The organism is Mesorhizobium sp. M0159, from assembly GCF_040322295.1.
In the GTDB taxonomy this organism is placed as follows: Bacteria; Pseudomonadota; Alphaproteobacteria; order Rhizobiales; family Rhizobiaceae; genus Mesorhizobium.
In genome coordinates this window covers 214946-228533 of sequence record NZ_JAMYTF010000002.1, presented here as the reverse complement: position 1 = coordinate 228533, position 13588 = coordinate 214946, and the positions used below count along the sequence as shown (strand labels likewise).

18 protein-coding genes are annotated in these 13588 nt (G+C 62.4%); 5 read left to right on the top strand and 13 right to left on the bottom strand.

Annotated elements, in window-relative coordinates:
- Positions 1-4: 4 nt before the first annotated feature.
- From NKJ32_RS03060 to hisB, 11 genes are all read right to left on the bottom strand, one after another.
- On the bottom strand, positions 5-775 hold the full coding sequence (locus tag NKJ32_RS03060) for a class I SAM-dependent methyltransferase (protein WP_352576335.1): 771 nt from the start codon (positions 773-775) through the stop codon (positions 5-7).
- Complete coding sequence (locus NKJ32_RS03055) at positions 775-1782, bottom strand: glycosyltransferase family 2 protein (RefSeq protein WP_051406152.1); 1008 nt, start codon at positions 1780-1782, stop codon at positions 775-777. The genes NKJ32_RS03060 and NKJ32_RS03055 overlap by 1 nt, the downstream gene beginning before the upstream one ends.
- 77 nt (positions 1783-1859) lie before the next feature.
- On the bottom strand, positions 1860-2819 hold the full coding sequence (coaA, locus tag NKJ32_RS03050; protein WP_023677538.1) for a type I pantothenate kinase: 960 nt from the start codon (positions 2817-2819) through the stop codon (positions 1860-1862).
- Between the two features lie 18 nt (positions 2820-2837).
- Positions 2838-3164, bottom strand: coding sequence for a phosphoribosyl-ATP diphosphatase (locus NKJ32_RS03045; RefSeq protein ID WP_254815934.1), 327 nt, complete (start codon positions 3162-3164; stop codon positions 2838-2840).
- 36 nt (positions 3165-3200) lie between these two features.
- The gene (gene hisF, locus NKJ32_RS03040; protein WP_352755341.1) at positions 3201-3995 is read right to left on the bottom strand and encodes an imidazole glycerol phosphate synthase subunit HisF; all 795 of its coding nucleotides are present in this window, start codon (positions 3993-3995) and stop codon (positions 3201-3203) included.
- Entirely contained in the window at positions 3992-4828 is an 837-nt protein-coding gene (locus tag NKJ32_RS03035) for an arginase family protein (RefSeq protein WP_352697229.1), read from the bottom strand. The genes hisF and NKJ32_RS03035 overlap by 4 nt, the downstream gene beginning before the upstream one ends.
- Before the next feature lie 3 nt (positions 4829-4831).
- A complete protein-coding gene (hisA, locus tag NKJ32_RS03030; protein WP_352755313.1) occupies positions 4832-5575 on the bottom strand; it encodes a 1-(5-phosphoribosyl)-5-[(5-phosphoribosylamino)methylideneamino]imidazole-4-carboxamide isomerase in 744 nt (247 codons plus the stop codon).
- Positions 5576-5577: 2 nt separating this feature from the next.
- Positions 5578-5868 carry a DUF1330 domain-containing protein gene (locus NKJ32_RS03025; RefSeq protein WP_023677534.1) on the bottom strand — a complete coding sequence of 97 codons (291 nt, stop codon included), beginning with the start codon at positions 5866-5868 and terminating at the stop codon, positions 5578-5580.
- A gap of 3 nt (positions 5869-5871) precedes the next feature.
- Positions 5872-6522 (bottom strand): imidazole glycerol phosphate synthase subunit HisH, encoded by a 651-nt coding sequence (hisH, locus tag NKJ32_RS03020; RefSeq protein ID WP_352505976.1) that lies wholly within the window; start codon positions 6520-6522, stop codon positions 5872-5874.
- 1 nt (position 6523) lies between these two features.
- A complete protein-coding gene (locus NKJ32_RS03015) occupies positions 6524-6997 on the bottom strand; it encodes a DUF2628 domain-containing protein (RefSeq protein WP_352755312.1) in 474 nt (157 codons plus the stop codon).
- Positions 6998-7001: 4 nt separating this feature from the next.
- Positions 7002-7601: an imidazoleglycerol-phosphate dehydratase HisB gene (hisB, locus tag NKJ32_RS03010; protein WP_352590768.1), complete on the bottom strand. Its 600-nt coding sequence runs from the start codon at positions 7599-7601 to the stop codon at positions 7002-7004.
- 226 nt (positions 7602-7827) lie between these two features.
- Here hisB and hslV point away from each other — a divergent pair, with 226 nt between their 5' ends.
- The 5 genes from hslV to NKJ32_RS02985 all read left to right on the top strand — a co-directional run bounded on the left by hslV (position 7828) and on the right by NKJ32_RS02985 (position 11972).
- Complete coding sequence (gene hslV, locus NKJ32_RS03005) at positions 7828-8379, top strand: ATP-dependent protease subunit HslV (protein ID WP_023677530.1); 552 nt, start codon at positions 7828-7830, stop codon at positions 8377-8379.
- Positions 8369-8911 (top strand): GNAT family N-acetyltransferase, encoded by a 543-nt coding sequence (locus tag NKJ32_RS03000; RefSeq protein ID WP_352755310.1) that lies wholly within the window; start codon positions 8369-8371, stop codon positions 8909-8911. Before hslV ends, NKJ32_RS03000 begins: the two co-directional genes overlap by 11 nt.
- 4 nt (positions 8912-8915) lie before the next feature.
- Positions 8916-9512 carry a DUF2585 domain-containing protein gene (locus NKJ32_RS02995; protein WP_352755309.1) on the top strand — a complete coding sequence of 199 codons (597 nt, stop codon included), beginning with the start codon at positions 8916-8918 and terminating at the stop codon, positions 9510-9512.
- Positions 9513-9516: 4 nt separating this feature from the next.
- A complete protein-coding gene (gene hslU / locus NKJ32_RS02990; protein WP_352826780.1) occupies positions 9517-10830 on the top strand; it encodes an ATP-dependent protease ATPase subunit HslU in 1314 nt (437 codons plus the stop codon).
- 182 nt (positions 10831-11012) lie between these two features.
- The gene (locus tag NKJ32_RS02985; RefSeq protein WP_352568496.1) at positions 11013-11972 is read left to right on the top strand and encodes a DUF1402 family protein; all 960 of its coding nucleotides are present in this window, start codon (positions 11013-11015) and stop codon (positions 11970-11972) included.
- 34 nt (positions 11973-12006) lie between these two features.
- On the opposite strand, the gene NKJ32_RS02980 is transcribed toward NKJ32_RS02985, so the two are convergent.
- Both NKJ32_RS02980 and NKJ32_RS02975 read right to left on the bottom strand, forming a co-directional pair.
- Positions 12007-13236 (bottom strand): NAD(P)/FAD-dependent oxidoreductase, encoded by a 1230-nt coding sequence (locus NKJ32_RS02980; protein WP_352635044.1) that lies wholly within the window; start codon positions 13234-13236, stop codon positions 12007-12009.
- Between the two features lie 2 nt (positions 13237-13238).
- Entirely contained in the window at positions 13239-13553 is a 315-nt protein-coding gene (locus NKJ32_RS02975; RefSeq protein WP_352454826.1) for a MocE family 2Fe-2S type ferredoxin, read from the bottom strand.
- Positions 13554-13588: the final 35 nt, after the last annotated feature.

Sequence of the window (13588 nt, the reverse complement as noted above, 5' to 3'; positions counted from 1 at the left end):
GCGGTCAAGCTGCCAATTTCTCGTCGAGGCGAGCGGTTTCGACGGCGCTGTCCTTGCGGAATACCGCCAGCAGCGAAACCCCGAAGGGCAAGCTTGCATTTGGTATGATGCGGCCTTCCGCCGAAAAGACTGCCTTCATCGCCGCATTCAGTGGTTTTGGCGGCGTGGCATGGCCGGCTGGCAAGGCCGACTTGCGCAACCTGTCCACCAGTCGTGCCAGCGCCGCTACCGGGAAGAGCGCGGCATTTGTGTAGCTCAGCCGGTCGATCGCGAAACCAGCCCTTTCGATTCGTTCACGCAGCAGATTGCGTGAATAGCGCCGCATATGATGCAGCCCCACATCATGCGTGCTCCACAACCATTGGTGTGCGGGCACAGTGAGGACCACGCTGCCGCCCGGTTTCAGCACTTGGCGGATCGCGGCAAGCGACGCCTCGTCTTCGGCGACATGCTCCAGCACGTCGAACAGGCAGACGAGGTCGCAGCTTTGCGGCGCGACAGGAATGTTGTCCGGCAGATGTCCGGCGAGGAAGTCGCGGCCGGTCTTTTCCCAGGCAATCCTGCGCGCGAGATCGCTCATCTCGACTGCCGTCACTGCGCCGAACTGCTCCAGCATCCGGATGTTGCCGCCGGTGCCGGCGCCGATCTCGACGATGCGCGCGTTTTCAGGCAGGCCGATGCTGCGAATGACCGCCTCGGCGATGGCGCGACGCCCGCAGAACCACCAATGCTCGTCTTCGGTGGCGGCCATCTGTCGGTAGGCGTCGATCTCCATCAGCTCATTCCCTCATATTTGCGGCGCACGATGTAGATCGGACGCTGCTTGATCTCGGCGTAGACCCTGCCGAGGTATTGTCCGATGATGCCGATGCCGAGTAACTGGATGCCGCCAAGGAAAAGAACACTGACCAGCAGGGAGGCGTAGCCGGGCACATCAACGCCAAAGATCATTGTCTTGGCGACGATCAGCAGGCCGTAGAGGAACGACAGCGCGGAAATCGTCGCGCCGACATAGGTCCAGATTTCAAGCGGAGCGGTGGAGAAGCTGGTGATGCCTTCGAGCGCGAAGTTCCACAGCTTCCAGCCGGAGAATTTCGACTGGCCGGCGATGCGCTGATCGCGGACATATTCGACGCTTGCGGTGCGGAACCCGACCCAGGCGAACAGGCCCTTCATGAAACGACGGCGTTCGGGCAAAGACCGCAGCGCCTGGATGACCTGGCGGTCGATCAAACGGAAGTCGCCGACATCGTGCGGGATCTTCTGCTGCGCGATCCAGTTGTGAACGCGGTAGAACATCGAGGCGGAGCGCTGCTTGAGAAAGCTGTCGCTCGACCGATTGGCTCGCTTGGCCAGAACAACCTCAAAACCCTCGCGCCACTTTTCCACAAGCAGCGGAATGACATGCGGCGGATCCTGCATATCGACATCCATCGGAATCGCTGCATCGGCATCGCAGCTGTCGAGCCCCGCGGTCATCGCGGCTTCCTTGCCGAAATTGCGTGAAAGGTCGATTACGTGGATGCGTGGATCGGTTTGTTGGGCTTCGATCAGCTTTTCGAGCGTCGTATCGCTGCTGCCGTCGTTGACGAAGATGAACTCGAGGGCAACGCCTTTGTCCTTCAGCGGCGCGGTGCTTTCGCATACCGCCTTCAGGAATGGAGCAATTGCGCCTTCCTCATTGTGGACAGGCACGATCAGGGCAATCGTTGCGCCGCCGCTGCCCGGACGTGCGATGCGGTCAGCTGCCGGCTGATCGATGTTTAGGAATGGCGCATTCATTTGTTTGCCGAGCCCGCAGATCAGGCCCGACAATAGAAAGACTGGGTTAAGATGACTTTAAGGAATGTCCCGGGATTTCACAGTTTCCTAAGCGCCACTTCCTCGACCAGATGGTTGGCGCCCTTGCGCAGGATGAGATCGGCACGGGCGCGGGTCGGCAATATATTCTCGCGCAGATTCTTCAGGTTGATGTTGGTCCACAGGCCCTCGGCGATGGCGCGGGCCGCATCCTCGGAAAGTTGCGAATAGCGGTGGAAGAAGGAGGCCGGGTCGCGGAAGGCGGTTTCGCGCAGCCGCATGAAGCGGGCGATATACCAGTGATGGATCAGCGCCTCCTCGGCATCGATATAGATGGCGAAGTCGAAGAAATCCGACAGGAAAGGCACGATCTTGCCGTCCTTGGGCAGCTTGCCCGGCTGCAGGACATTGATGCCTTCGAAGATCAGGATGTCGGGCCGGTCGATGGTCTGGAACTCGCCCGGAATGACGTCATAGGTCAGGTGCGAATAGACCGGCGCGCGGACGTTGCGCTGCGCCGATTTGATGCCAGACAGGAAGCGCAGCAGCGCGCCGACGTCGTAGCTGTCCGGAAAGCCCTTGCGCTCCATCAAATTGTTGCGGCGCAGGATTTCGTTCGGCAGCAGGAAACCGTCGGTGGTGACCAGGTCGACCTTGGGACTCGACGGCCAGCGCGCCAGCAGCTCCTTTAGCACGCGCGCCGTGGTCGATTTGCCGACCGCCACGGAACCGGCAATGCCGATGATGAACGGTGTCTTGGCCGCGTCCAGCGCGTTGAAGAAGGCCTGGCGCTGCCTGAACAGGAGTTGACTGGCTTCGACATGAGCCGACAACAGCCGCGACATCGAAAGATAGATGCGCTCGACCTCGTGGAGATCGACCGGATCGTTCAGCGACCGCAGACGACGGACCTCGTCCTCGGTGAGCGTCATCGGCGTATCGGCGCGGAACCGCGACCATTGCTCGGCCGAGAAGAAACGATAGGGTGAATACTTCTCGGTAGGAGCGAGCTGGTCCATCGAGTTCCTCCGCAGCGATCAGCCCCGGTCCAGCCGAGACGCCTTTTCGGCGATGCCCGAACGACCGGTGCGGCGTTCAAGCTCGTTGAGCACATCGCTCAGCGGAATGTCCGCTATGCCGAGAACGACAAGCCAATGATAAATGAGATCGGCGCTTTCCGAAACAAGCGCGTCCCGGTCGGCGCTGACGGCTGCGATCACCGTTTCGACCGCCTCTTCGCCGAGTTTCTGCGCTGCCTTGCTCATGCCGCGCTGAAAGAGCTTGGCCGTCCACGAATCCGGATCGCCGGAACGTGCGCGTTCGCCAATGATCTTCTCCAGATCGGAGAGCGAGAACTCGGTCATGACGGCGTTTACAGCCTCTTCTTAGCCGGAAAGGCTCTAGGACCGATTACCCGGCGAGTCCAGCCGCATCGGCAGTCCGGCCTGAGCCATGTGCAGCTTGGCTTCGGCGATGCTGTAGGTGCCGAAATGGAAGATCGACGCCGCCAGCACCGCGCCGGCATGGCCGTCGCGAATGCCTTCGACAAGGTGGTCGAGCGTGCCGACGCCACCGGAAGCGATGACCGGCACGCGTACGGCATCGGCGACCGCGCGGGTAAGGGCTATGTCATAGCCGGCCTTGGTGCCGTCGCGGTCCATCGATGTTAGCAGGATCTCGCCGGCGCCGAGATCGACCACCCGCCGAGCGAACTCGACGGCGTCGATGCCGGTCTTCTCGCGGCCGCCATGGGTGAATATCTCCCAGCGATCAGCCTCGCTCGCAGCGGACACTTTCTTGGCATCGATGGCGACGACGATGCACTGGTTGCCGAATTTGTCGGCAGCCTCGGCGACAAAATTTGGGGTCTTCACCGCCGCCGTGTTGATCGACACCTTGTCGGCGCCGGCCAGTAGCAGCTTCCTGATGTCGGCGATCTGACGGACGCCACCGCCAACGGTCAGCGGCATGAAACATTGTTCGGCGGTGCGGGCGATGACATCGAAAATGGTCTCGCGGTTTTCCGACGAGGCGGTGATGTCGAGAAAGCAGAGCTCGTCGGCGCCGGCCGCGTCATAGGCTTTTGCCGCTTCGACGGGATCGCCGGCATCGACCAGGTCGACGAAATTGACGCCCTTGACGACACGGCCGTTCTTGACGTCGAGACAGGGGATGACGCGGGCTTTCAGCATCAGATCCTCTCGATCGCCGCAAGAAAGTCGACAAGCAGCTGGCCGACGACGGGCGGAACTTCGGACTGGGAATCAAAGGCCGGGTCGTAGGCCGAGAGCGTCACGCCGACGATTGGGATTGACCTGGCCAGTCCGCAGGCAAGCTGCCGTAGCTGTTCCGGACTCGGGCCGCCCGGGTGCGCGTAGCGGTTCACCTGCAACACATCCGGATCGAGGACATCCAGGTCGAGATGCAGATGCGCCCGCACAGTCCCTGTCGCCGTGAGCTTTCCGATCATATCGAGTGCACCGGCACATTCGGTGCGCACGATCGGCAAAGTTTCCAGCAGTCGCTTTTCGTCGGGATCGAGGTCGCGGGCATCGACCAGCATGCAGCGCGCCGGGTCTATCGGCCGGAACCCCGGAATTGCTGCCGCCATCGGATGCCAGCAGAGCCCGAGCGTCGCCGCCAGCGCCATGCCGTCGAGAAAGCCGTAGGAGGACGTCTCCGGCGTGTTGAGATCGCCATGCTGGTCGATCCAGATGATCGAATCCGCAACTTCGCCGGCGACCGCACCGGCGGCGGTCAGGCAATTTCCAGCAAGGATAATGGGGAAGCGTCCTCCATCGCGGGCGAGGTTAACCTTGGTCGCGATGGCGTTGCAGACGGCGAAGCCGGTTGCAATTTCGCGCCCCTGCTCGTCTCCGACCTTGCCGATATCTTCGACGGCGACGTCATGGCCAGCCACGGTCAGGGCTTCGACCAGCCCACCGCCGATGATGGCGTCCGGCCCCTGGCCGCACCCTTCGTGATAGTGCCCGCTGTCGTAGGGAGCAACGATAATCGAGACCTTCACGTTTCACACCCCTGCCATCGGTTTGCCACGCAGGATCGCCAATGCCTCGGCCGGGTCGATGCGGCCGTCGTAGAGGGCGCGTCCGGAGATCGCACCTTCGAGCTTGCGGGCATCGGGCATGGTCATGCGCACGATGTCGGCGATCGAGGCGAGCCCGCCCGAGGCGATAACCGGGATCGACACCGCGTCGGCGAGATCGATGGTGGCGTCCCAGTTGATGCCGGTCAGCACACCGTCGCGGTCGATATCGGTGTAGATGATGGCGGCGACGCCGGCACCCTCGAATTTCCTCGCCAGTTCAATGACGCCGAGGCTCGAGGCTTCAGCCCAGCCTTCGACCGCGACCTTGCCGCCCTTGGCGTCGATGCCGACGGCGATCTTGCCCGGGAATGCCTTGCAGGCCTGCCTGACCAGATCCGGATCGCGCACCGCCACGGTGCCAAGAATGACGCGGGCCAGCCCACGGTCGAGCCAGTCCTCGATCTGCGCCAGGGTGCGGATGCCGCCGCCGAGCTGCACCGGATTGCTCGTCGCCTTCAGGATGGCGCCGACCGCGGCGCTGTTGACGCTCTGGCCCTTGAAGGCGCCGTTGAGGTCGACGACGTGCAACCATTCGAAGCCCTGCTCTTCGAAAGTGCGCGCCTGAGCGGCGGGATCGTCATTGTAGATGGTGGCGGTCGCCATGTCGCCATGCCTGAGGCGCACGCATTTGCCGTCCTTGAGGTCTATCGCCGGAAACAGAAACACCTTCAGGCGCCTTCGACGATGACAAAGTGGCCGGTCGAGCCGGCGAGCCTGTACTTCAAGGCCTCCTGGTATTCAGGCGAGCCGTAGCATTCCAGCGCCTTTTCATAGGATTCGAATTCCACCAGCACGTGGCGATTGCCTGCCGGTCCTTCCGGGCTGGTGTACCGCCCGGCGCGCACCGGGAACTTCGCGCCGTATTTCGCGAAAGCCGCGGCATTGGCCTCGATGTACTGCTTGTAGATCTCGGGATCGTGGACATCGACCATTGCCATCCAATAGCCCTTCTTGCTCATGGTTCAGGGCCTCCAGCCTAGGAAATTGGTGATCAGCGCCAGGCCCAGCGCCTGGCTCTTCTCGGGGTGGAACTGCGTTCCGGCTAGGTTGTCGCGGGCGACAGCGGCCGTTACCGGGCCGCCATAGTCGGCAACCGCCAGCACCTCATCCTCCTTCCGTGCATCGAGATGGTAGGAGTGGACGAAATAGGCGTGCAGTCCCTTGCCACCCGTCGCAATGCCGGAAAACAGCGGATGCTTGCGCTTCAGGTCAATCGTGTTCCAGCCGATCTGCGGGATCTTCAGTGTCGGATCGGCCGGCGTGATCTCCTTGACGTCGCCGGCGATCCAGCCAAAGCCCTTTGTGACGGTCTTTTCCAGGCCTCGCTCCGACATCAGCTGCATGCCGACGCAGATGCCGAGGAACGGCCGAGCCTTGGCGATCGCCACCTCCTCGACCGCTTCCCACATGCCGGCGACCGCACGCAGTCCAGCGGCGCAATCGGCATAGGCACCGACGCCGGGCAGGACGATGCGGTCGGCGGTCCTGACCCGCTCGGCATCGGCGGTGAGTTCGATCGCGGCGGCAATGCCGGCTTCATGCGCGGCACGCTCGAAGGCCTTGGTGGCCGAGCGCAGATTGCCCGACCCGTAATCGATGATCGCCACCCTCATCTCAGGGCTTTCCCGGAATATGGTTCAGCCCCAGCGCCAGGCCCATCTGCGCCGACCGGGCATGTGCTGCGTCTGGGACGATGCGTTGCACCGTCGGTTGTTCAGCCGACTGAGCATCGGCTTCCAATGCATAGCGGACGTCTGCGTCGTCGAGCCTGTCGGCCTCGACCACGCCCCATTCATGCCAGCCGCGACGGCGCAGGGCTGCGATCCGCAAGCCCTGCCCTTCCAGTCCGACAAAGAGCATGACAAGCAGGGATAAAAGCGAGCCGGCTGTTTCCAGGTCCAGCCTTTCGCCCAGCATCGAGAGCAGGCCCATGGCGACAAACGCCAATGCCGCCTCGACCCACAGCCGGTGCCAGGCCAGCCACAGCGGCGGCACCAAGAAGCCGAGCCAGGCAAAGCCGTCACGGATAAAGGTAGTGTCCACGCTTTCGCTGCGGCCTGGCGGCTCCATCACGACATAGATGGCCATGACGCTATCCTTTCAGGGATCCCTTGGTGGAGGGAACCGCGTCCGGCTGGCGCGGGTCGCGCTCAAGCGCCGAACGCAGCGCACGCGCCACGGCCTTGAAGCAGGTCTCGGCGACGTGGTGGTTGTTGGCGCCGTAATGATTGGTGACATGCAGCGTGATGCCGGCATTCTGCGCCAGCGCGTGGAAGAATTCGCGCACCAGCTCGGTGTCGAACGTACCGATCTTCGGCGACGAGAATGAAACATTCCAGACCAGAAAAGGCCGGCCGGAGACATCGATTGCCGCCCGCGTCAGTGTCTCGTCCATGGCGAGATCGATCGAGGCGTAGCGCATGATGCCGCGCCGCTCGCCCAATGCCTTGGCCAGCGCCTGGCCGAGCGCAATGCCCGTATCCTCGACCGTGTGGTGGTCGTCTATGTGCAGGTCGCCCTTGGCCTTCACGGTCATGTCGATCAGCGAATGGCGCGACAACTGGTCCAGCATATGGTCGAAGAAGCCGACGCCCGTCGAAATGTCGGATTTGCCCGAGCCGTCGACCTGAACCGATACGGCGATGTCGGTTTCCCTGGTCTTGCGACTTATCTCGGCGGAACGGGGCGCCATGACCTCATCCTTGTCTCAGATTTTGCACGATTCAGGCGTTCACATGCCTGAAAACGAAAGCCTTCTAGCAGCATGATCCGGCGATTGCCAGTTACCGCTGCGGAGCCCGATCCGACCCGGTGGATGGCCGGTTTGCAATCATCCGGCCTATACATACATATGGCCGATCAAATCACTCGTAACGCGCCAATCGCCTTGATGGGATCGGTGCTGATCGGAGCAGAAAATGTCGAATGAACTGACCATGCATGCCACGACCATCCTGACCGTGCGCAAGGGCGGCAAAGTGGTGATCGCCGGCGACGGCCAGGTCAGCCTCGGCCAGACCATCATGAAGGGCAACGCCAAGAAGGTGCGCCGCATCGGCAAGGGCGGCAACGTCATTGCCGGTTTCGCCGGCGCCACCGCCGATGCCTTCACTCTGCTCGAGCGGCTTGAAGCCAAGCTCGAACAATATCCCGACCAGCTGACACGCGCCTGCGTCGAGCTTGCCAAGGACTGGCGCACCGACCGCTATTTGCGGCGGCTGGAAGCGATGATGCTGGTGGCCGACAAGTCGGTGTCGCTGGCGCTGACCGGCACCGGCGACGTGCTGGAGCCCGAATTTGGCGTCATGGCCATCGGCTCGGGCGGCAATTACGCGCTGGCAGCGGCACGCGCGCTGGTGGACAGCGACAAGGGCGCAGAGGAGATCGCCCGCAAGGCGATGCAGATCGCGTCAGACATTTGCGTCTACACCAACAACAACTTCGTCGTCGAAACCCTCGATGCCGCCTGAGCGGAGCCTCCGCTATGGTTTTCGGCCGGTGACCCAGAGGGACCTGCCGATGATCGCCGGCTGGCTTGCCGAGCCGCATGTCGCCGAATGGTGGAACGACCCAGAGACCGAGATTGCGGAGATCCGCGAGCATATCGACAGCATTTCGGTCGAGCCGCTGATTATCGAGCTCGACGGAAAGCCCATCGGCTATTTGCAGAGCTACGATCCGCATCTGGAGGACGGCCATCCCTATAGCGACCAGCCGTTCGGCACGCTCGGCATCGATCTGTCGATCGGCGTGCCGGAGCTTGTCGGGGTCGGCCACGGCTCGGCGATCGTCCGGCAGTTCGTCGAGCAGCTTTTCGAGGAAGGTACGCCGCGCGTCATCATCGACCCGGAACCCGCCAATGCACGGGCTATCCGTGCCTATGAAAAGGCCGGTTTCACGGCTATCGATCGCAGGAAGTCGGAATATGGCGATGCCGTGCTGATGGCGATTGATGCCCCAGAGGGTGATGCCGGACAGGGTGACGCAGAAGAGGGGCAATAGCAGCATGAGCGTATCCAGCGACAAAACCGTCTCGGCCTACTACGACAGTTGGCGAATGGGGCTTCTGCTGGTTCTCGGCCTGGTCATCTTCCAGGCCGGGGTCCTCTACGGCATGGGGCGGACGCCGATCTGTACCTGCGGCTACGTCAAGCTGTGGCACGGCATTGTGCAAAGCTCGGAGAATTCCCAGCATATTTCGGACTGGTACAGCTTCTCGCACATCATTCACGGCTTCCTGTTCTATGCGCTGGCGTGGTTCGTTTTCCCGCGCTCGCCGATCGGGCTCAGGCTGGCCTTTGCGGTGGTTATAGAGGGCGGCTGGGAGCTGCTCGAGAACAGCCCTTTCATCATCGATCGCTATCGCGCCGGCACGATCTCGCTCGACTATTATGGCGACAGCATCATCAATTCGGTGTCGGATACGCTGGCCATGGTGCTGGGGTTTGTCATGGCGCGAAGGCTTCCTATATGGGTGGTCGTAACCCTCGCCCTCATCTTCGAATTCGGTGTCGGCTATCTCATCCGGGACAATCTGACACTCAACGTGATCATGCTGCTGCATCCGTTCGAGTTCATTCGGCAGTGGCAAAGTGGAATTTAGTGACATGAGCACCTTCTCTCCTCGCGAAATCGTTTCGGAACTCGACCGCTTCATCATCGGCCAGAAAGACGCCAAGCGTGCCGTGGCGATTGCCTTGCGCAACCGCTGGCGCCGCCAGCAGCTCGAGGGCCAGATGCGCGAAGAGGTGATGCCGAAGAATATCCTGATGATCGGCCCGACCGGCGTCGGCAAGACCGAGATTTCGCGCCGCCTGGCACGCCTTGCCGGTGCGCCTTTCGTCAAGGTCGAAGCCACCAAGTTCACCGAGGTCGGTTATGTCGGCCGCGATGTCGAGCAGATCATCCGCGACCTGGTCGAGATCGCCATCGGGCTGGTGCGCGGGAAGATGCGCGAGGACGTCAAGGCGCGTGCCCACATCAACGCCGAGGAACGGGTGCTCGAAGCGCTTGTCGGCAAGACGGCGAGCCCGGCCACCCGTGACAGTTTCCGCAAGAAGCTGCGCGACGGCGAGCTCGACGACAAGGAGATTGAGATCGAAGTGGCCGATACCGGCAATGGCGGCATGCCCGGCTTCGAGATCCCCGGCATGCCGGGCGCCAATATCGGCGTGCTCAACATCAACGACATGCTGTCGAAGGCAATGGGCGGCCAGAAGACCAAGATGCGCAAGACGACCGTCAAGGAGTCCTACGGGCTGTTGATCAGCGACGAGTCCGACAAGCTGCTCGACCAGGACGAGGTGGTGCGCAGGGCACTCGAATCGACCGAGAACGACGGCATTGTCTTCCTTGACGAGATCGACAAGATCGCCTCGCGCGAAGGCGGCATCGGTGCCGGTGTTTCGCGTGAAGGTGTGCAGCGCGACCTGCTGCCGCTGGTCGAAGGCACCACGGTTGCGACCAAATACGGACCGGTGAAGACCGACCACATCCTGTTCATCGCCTCGGGTGCGTTCCACGTCGCCAAGCCCTCCGATCTGCTGCCGGAATTGCAGGGCCGCCTGCCGATCCGCGTCGAGCTGCGGGCGCTGGAGAAGGGCGATTTCGTCCGCATCCTCACCGAGACCGAAGCCAGCCTGATCAAGCAGTATATTGCGCTGATGAAGACCGAAGGCGTCGATCTGGTCTTCACCGACGACGCCATCGATTCGTTGGCCGGCATCGCCGTGGACCTCAACGCCAGCGTCGAGAATATTGGCGCCAGGCGGCTGCAGACGGTGATGGAACGGGTGCTGGACGAAATCTCCTATGACGCGCCGGACCGCAACGGCACCTCGGTGACAATCGATGCCGCCTATGTCGAGAAGCATGTCGGCGACCTCTCCAGAAACACGGACTTGTCGCGTTTCATCCTGTAGGAGACGCTTCATTCTCGAAGAGGGTCGGGGAATTGCTCCCGGCCTCCCCAATTTGGCCCAGCATTCCCGATGTGTGGCCAAATGGAAGCATCCGGCAAGCTTTCGTCCCGTCGGGTGCAGGCGTCTCTCGACTCCCGGTGGAGCATTACCTAGTTTGCCGGCGACTATTTGGGCGGCGGCGCATGAAAAAACTAATCCTCGTCATTTTGGGGCTGACGCTGGCGGCAGCCATGTTCGCCGCACAAGCGGCAACGATGGTGCCGCCGGGCAACCGCAACACCGAGCAGCCCGACATACCGGGCGCTTCGAGCCGGCGCACCCAGGCGACCAACACCACCTTCCAGGCGAAATACCGCAAAGTCTTTGCGCTGCTCCAGAACGATGCCGAGCTGCGCGGTAAGATCAAGCAGGCAGCCGCGGCCTATGACATCGACCCAATGCATATCGTTGGAGCCATCGTCGGCGAGCATACCTATAATGTCGATGCCTATGACCGGCTGCAGACCTATTACGTCAAGGCGATCTCGTATCTGTCGAGCAAGCTCTCCTTTGCCTACGATGGCGAGGACATCACCGATTTCGTGCAACGGCCGCAATTTGCGAAATGCGCAGGGAAGTCCGACAGCTACGATCTGTGGGAGTGCCGCGAACAGGTGTGGAACCGGTCGTTCCGCGGCAAAACCGTCAACGGCGAGAGCTTTCCCAACGACCGCTTCGGCGCCACTTTCTTCCAGCCTTATTATGCCGGCCAGACTTTTGGCCTTGGCCAGCTCAATCCGCTGACGGCACTGCAGATGAGCGATCTCGTGCACAAGGTTTCCGGCCTGCCGGAACTCGACGTCGGTGACCCCAATGCGGTCTACAAGACGATCATGGACCCTGACCTGACACTGCCTTATGTCGCGGCGACGATAAGGAAGTCGATCGACGCCTATAGAAGCATTGCCGGCTTCGACATCTCAGGCAATCCCGGCATCACGTCGACGCTCTACAATGTCGGCAACCCCGAACAGCGCGCCTATGCGCTGAAGGCCGAGAACGACAAGCGCCGCGCTGCGGGCGAGCCGGAAAAACTGCCCGAGGAAAATTACTATGGCTGGCTGGTCAACGACAAGCTGCCGGAGCTGAAAGCGCTGTTTTAGCCGAACGCGTTCGGCCAATTATCCACGCGGCGGATCAAGCCGCCAGCAGCGATTTTAATTTGACCGCCTGCGAGACTAGCGCTTCCGGCGCCGGCCTTGCCTGCTTTGCAATCAGCATCTCGGCCAGCCTTATGTCGCGGGCGACCGCGTTGCCTGGGCCGATGCCGCTTGCCGCAACCAGCCTGCCGTCCTCGGCGAGGTGGAACAGGATGAAGGCGCCGTAGCCGAGGTCGCGGCGCACGATGCTGCGGCCTTCGTCCGACAGGCCGGCGATCTGCAAGGTCAGGCCGTACTGATCCGACCAGAACCACGGCACCGCCGCATGGGACTCGCCGGCGCCAAGCATATTCCTTGCGGCGAGCGCGCCCTGCTCCTGTGCATTGCGCCAAGCTTCGAGCCGCACGCGCCGGCCGCCATAGATGGCGAGCGGAAACGAACAGCAATCGCCGGCGGCAAAGATATCCCGGTCGCTGGTGCGAAGCTCGGCGTCGACGGCGACACCATTGTCGACGGTCAGCCCCGCCTCCGCGGCAAGTCCGGTCACCGGCACGGCGCCGATGCCGATCACGGCAAGATCGGCGACAATGTCGTGTCCACCGGCGAGCGCGATGCGCACTTCGGCGCCATCATCGGCAATGGCGGCGATGCCCTCGCCGCACAGGATTTTCACGCCTTCGGCTTCATGCGCCTGATGGATGATCTCAGCGATCTCGGCCGGCACGCCGCGCATCAAGATGCGCGGCTGCGCCTCGATAACTGTGACCGCCGCACCCAGTCTGCGTGCCGCCGCGGCAAGCTCAAGCCCGATGAAGCCGCCGCCAATGATGGCGATGCGATTTCCGGCGCTGAGATGGGCGCGAATGGCCAGCGCGTCGTTGAAGGTCCGGAGGTAGACGCAGCGCCCGCCAAGGCCCGGCATCGGCAGCTTGCGCGGCACCGAACCGGTCGCCAGCAGGAGCTTGTCGTAGGCCAGGACGGAACCGTCCGAGAGGCGCACGACATGCGCCGCGCGGTCGATCGCCACCGCCTGAACCGAATGGATATGCCTGATCGATCTTTCGGCCAGGATCGCGTCGGTGGCGATTGCCTTGAGCAGCGGCGCGTCGGCAACCATCGCGTCTTTCGACAGCGGCGGCCGCTCATAGGGAAGATGCGGCTCGTCGCCGACCAGCGTCACCGGGCCATCATAGCCGAGCTCGCGCAGCGCAAGGGCGGCGCGCCCGCCGCATTCGCCGGCGCCAATGATGACCATTCCCTTCGTCATCATCAACCAATCCGGACAAGGACTTTGCCGGCGTCGACTTTGACCGGATAAGTTCTTAGATCGACGCAGACCGGCGCGCCCCTGGCAGCCCCTGTCTTGTAGTTGAAGCGGCCATTGTGCTTCGGGCATTCGATGATATCGTCCATCACCAGCCCGTCGGCCAGATGCACCTTCTCATGCGTGCAAAGCCCGTCGGTGGCGAAATACCCGTCGTCGGGGCTGCGATAGATGGCAAAGGTGCGGCCGCCATGGTCGAAGCGCATCACGTCCTCTTCGTCGATGTCCTCGGCGTCACAGGCCTCGACCCAGTCGCTCATTTACGGGTCCCTCGATGTTTGATGCCTTGGCATGG

Excerpts from the sequence above, each read along its gene's own strand:
- NKJ32_RS03060 (WP_352576335.1), bottom strand. The coding sequence starts at position 775 with ATGGAGATCGACGCCTACCGACAGATGGCCGCCACCGAAGACGAGCAT.
- NKJ32_RS03055 (WP_051406152.1), bottom strand. The coding sequence starts at position 1,782 with ATGAATGCGCCATTCCTAAACATCGATCAGCCGGCAGCTGACCGCATC.
- coaA (WP_023677538.1), bottom strand. The coding sequence starts at position 2,819 with ATGGACCAGCTCGCTCCTACCGAGAAGTATTCACCCTATCGTTTCTTC.
- NKJ32_RS03045 (WP_254815934.1), bottom strand. The coding sequence starts at position 3,164 with ATGACCGAGTTCTCGCTCTCCGATCTGGAGAAGATCATTGGCGAACGC.
- NKJ32_RS03025 (WP_023677534.1), bottom strand. The coding sequence starts at position 5,868 with ATGAGCAAGAAGGGCTATTGGATGGCAATGGTCGATGTCCACGATCCC.
- hisH (WP_352505976.1), bottom strand. The coding sequence starts at position 6,522 with ATGAGGGTGGCGATCATCGATTACGGGTCGGGCAATCTGCGCTCGGCC.
- NKJ32_RS03015 (WP_352755312.1), bottom strand. The coding sequence starts at position 6,997 with ATGGCCATCTATGTCGTGATGGAGCCGCCAGGCCGCAGCGAAAGCGTG.
- hisB (WP_352590768.1), bottom strand. The coding sequence starts at position 7,601 with ATGGCGCCCCGTTCCGCCGAGATAAGTCGCAAGACCAGGGAAACCGAC.
- hslV (WP_023677530.1), top strand. The coding sequence starts at position 7,828 with ATGTCGAATGAACTGACCATGCATGCCACGACCATCCTGACCGTGCGC.
- NKJ32_RS03000 (WP_352755310.1), top strand. The coding sequence starts at position 8,369 with ATGCCGCCTGAGCGGAGCCTCCGCTATGGTTTTCGGCCGGTGACCCAG.
- NKJ32_RS02995 (WP_352755309.1), top strand. The coding sequence starts at position 8,916 with ATGAGCGTATCCAGCGACAAAACCGTCTCGGCCTACTACGACAGTTGG.
- hslU (WP_352826780.1), top strand. The coding sequence starts at position 9,517 with ATGAGCACCTTCTCTCCTCGCGAAATCGTTTCGGAACTCGACCGCTTC.
- NKJ32_RS02985 (WP_352568496.1), top strand. The coding sequence starts at position 11,013 with ATGAAAAAACTAATCCTCGTCATTTTGGGGCTGACGCTGGCGGCAGCC.
- NKJ32_RS02980 (WP_352635044.1), bottom strand. The coding sequence starts at position 13,236 with ATGACGAAGGGAATGGTCATCATTGGCGCCGGCGAATGCGGCGGGCGC.
- NKJ32_RS02975 (WP_352454826.1), bottom strand. The coding sequence starts at position 13,553 with ATGAGCGACTGGGTCGAGGCCTGTGACGCCGAGGACATCGACGAAGAG.